This window comes from Candidatus Phytoplasma fabacearum (assembly GCF_030586805.1).
In the GTDB taxonomy this organism is placed as follows: Bacteria; Bacillota_I; Bacilli_A; order Acholeplasmatales; family Acholeplasmataceae; genus Phytoplasma; species Phytoplasma fabacearum.
The window spans coordinates 1-2,332 of record NZ_JAOSIM010000043.1 but is presented as its reverse complement, the minus strand read 5'-3'; the positions used below and the strand labels follow the sequence as shown (position 1 = coordinate 2,332).

Sequence of the window (2,332 nt, the reverse complement as noted above, 5' to 3'; positions counted from 1 at the left end):
TATTATTATCAAATTTGGAAATTTGAATATACCACTATTATATAACTTTAAGAAAGAAATGTTTAAACAAAATAATGATGAAATAAATTTTTATCATTATTTATTGATAATCGGTTGATAGAATTGAATATTTTATAATAAAATTAAATTGAAATAATTATTAAAAATAGATAATCTTCCAAATATTTTTGAAAACAAATTTAAAAATTTAACAGAAAAAATAAAAAAAATAAATTGAAATATCCAAAAAAAGATAAATTTAATTTGTTTTATATTAATAAAAAAAAGTTATAGAAAACTAATTTTTTCTATTTATATTAAGGATAACAACAGATTATTTATATTACATTTACATTGTTTCGAGTTTTTGCAGGATTTGGAATTTTTCTTGATAAAAATTCATTATAAGAAAGTTTTAATAATTAAACAATTTAATTAAATATGCTTAATTTTATAATTTTAATTCAACTAAAAAATTTTAATTCTAGATTTGCTCCTTCTCGGAATGCACTCAAATTAAAGATTATTTAAAATAATTAATTATTAATAGTGTTGTTTTCATTAAAAAAATGTTTAAATAATATATAAATGCGTCAAAAATACAAAATATATTAATCTAAAAATTAACTTAGATAGGTTTTTTAAATCTTTTTTAATATTATATTTTAGTTAATAAAGATAAAAATTTATTAAACAAAAATATTAAAAGATGATATATTTCGATATTAAATGTTAAATTTTCAAAAAATTTTTTTAAATAAAATTTTAGAGGAAGATTAAAATGAAAATAGAAAATTTTAAAGTTGATAAATTAGAAAAAACTAGAGAAGATAAATTGGCTAATATTGAAAAAAATTTAAAATTATTCGCCGATCCAGGAATTTATTTAATTAGAGTTTTAATTAGTGGTCTTTCTGATAAAATTGATAAATTGGTTTTTGCTAAAACTTTAGTCAAATTACAAAGAAGTACTTATTTAAGAAATTTTTTTATAACTTCTTTGTTTTCTCCTAGTTATGAAGAATGTAAATTAACTTGGAAATTTTATTCTCGCGAAAGGTTTTATAGTTTTTTAAATGGTTATAATCGTGAATCAGCTTTAATAGTAAATGATTATCTTCCGGATAAGAATGAAAGTTTAAGCCCTTTAATTAGTATTTTTGATCCCGGTTTTCACGGTTCAGGATCAGGAAGTTCGCGAATTAGAAATATTTTTCAAGATTGTTTAAGATTAGCAATTTTAGTGATTGATTTTCCGGATTTAGAAAAATTTATAAGATTTTGGCATGAAAAAAAATTTCGCGATCTTTCTGGTGTACAAACTGATATTGATCGTTTGAGGTGGCGTTTAACTTTTAATTTTAAATTTGATGATTTACAAAATTGTTGTTATATTTATGCTTTTGATTATTCATTAGACAAATCTATTTTAGTAGGTAAGTTGGCTTATAATTTTATTAAATTTTTAATTAAAACGATTGATACTGAAATGTATTATTTTTGTAATTTTGCTTGATTAAAATATTTATAATAAGATGATAGTTAAATTTGTAGAAAATGAGGATTTATATTTATGAAAAATACTTGGTCTGAGTATCATTTACGTTCTTTTAATCTGGATAATCCTGATTTAATTTTTATTATGAGAAATATTATTGAACAACTGGCGATTAAATCTCCGAAAAGAAAATATAATCATCGTTGTCGAAGTATTGCTATTGAAGGTCCTAAAAACATTGGCAAAACCCAATTTATTTTTTCTTTTTTAGATTTAATTAATCGTCCTTTTAATTTTATGAATGGTAAATTTGATTTTTCTAAAAAAAATTATGATGATACCTATGAAGTTGATGTTTTTAAAAATTTTACAATATCAAAAGTTTTTAAAGAAGAGAAAAAGATATTTTTTTTCGGTTGTAATCAAAAATTGGCGAATGTCAGTTATGCGGGAGGACATATGAGACAAATTATGAGCGATAAGCTTTGTATTACTTTGTGGAATCCGGAAAATTCTTTTTTTGAACAATTAAGTAAAATAGATCAAATGTATAAAGATTATATTAATCCGAACACTATTTATATCCGGATTCATGATAATAAACTGCTTTATAATAAAAATTTTAAGGATATTAATGCTTAAAAAAATATTAAGATTTTAAATAAACTTTTTGATAAGTTTCGAAGCCATATTTTCGTAATAATTCGTCAGCATCTTTACAATCAGCGAACTTTTCCCCGTTCACTAAACAACCAAATGAAGAGGTTACAGTGATAACATTGAATAAAAAATAAAGAAAAGAATTAATAATAAAGACCAATTTTAAAATTGGTC

The 2,332-nt window shown here is 21.1% G+C and carries 3 protein-coding genes; 2 read left to right on the top strand and 1 reads right to left on the bottom strand.

The genetic code is table 11. The features are described from left to right. Positions 1 to 781 precede the first annotated feature (781 nt). On the top strand, positions 782 to 1,516 hold the full coding sequence (locus OC705_RS02470; protein WP_304512683.1) for a hypothetical protein: 735 nt from the start codon (positions 782 to 784) through the stop codon (positions 1,514 to 1,516). Positions 1,517 to 1,573: 57 nt separating this feature from the next. After that, a complete protein-coding gene (locus tag OC705_RS02465) occupies positions 1,574 to 2,140 on the top strand; it encodes a hypothetical protein (protein ID WP_304512684.1) in 567 nt (188 codons plus the stop codon). A gap of 7 nt (positions 2,141 to 2,147) precedes the next feature. Here the strand turns inward: OC705_RS02465 and OC705_RS02460 are convergent. Further along, positions 2,148 to 2,332 (bottom strand): hypothetical protein (locus OC705_RS02460; RefSeq protein WP_304514062.1); only part of this gene is annotated, 185 nt, incomplete at its 5' end.

Bases quoted from the DNA above. Each gene is read 5' to 3' on its own strand.
- OC705_RS02470 (WP_304512683.1), top strand. From the start codon at position 782: ATGAAAATAGAAAATTTTAAAGTTGATAAATTAGAAAAAACTAGAGAA.
- OC705_RS02465 (WP_304512684.1), top strand. From the start codon at position 1,574: ATGAAAAATACTTGGTCTGAGTATCATTTACGTTCTTTTAATCTGGAT.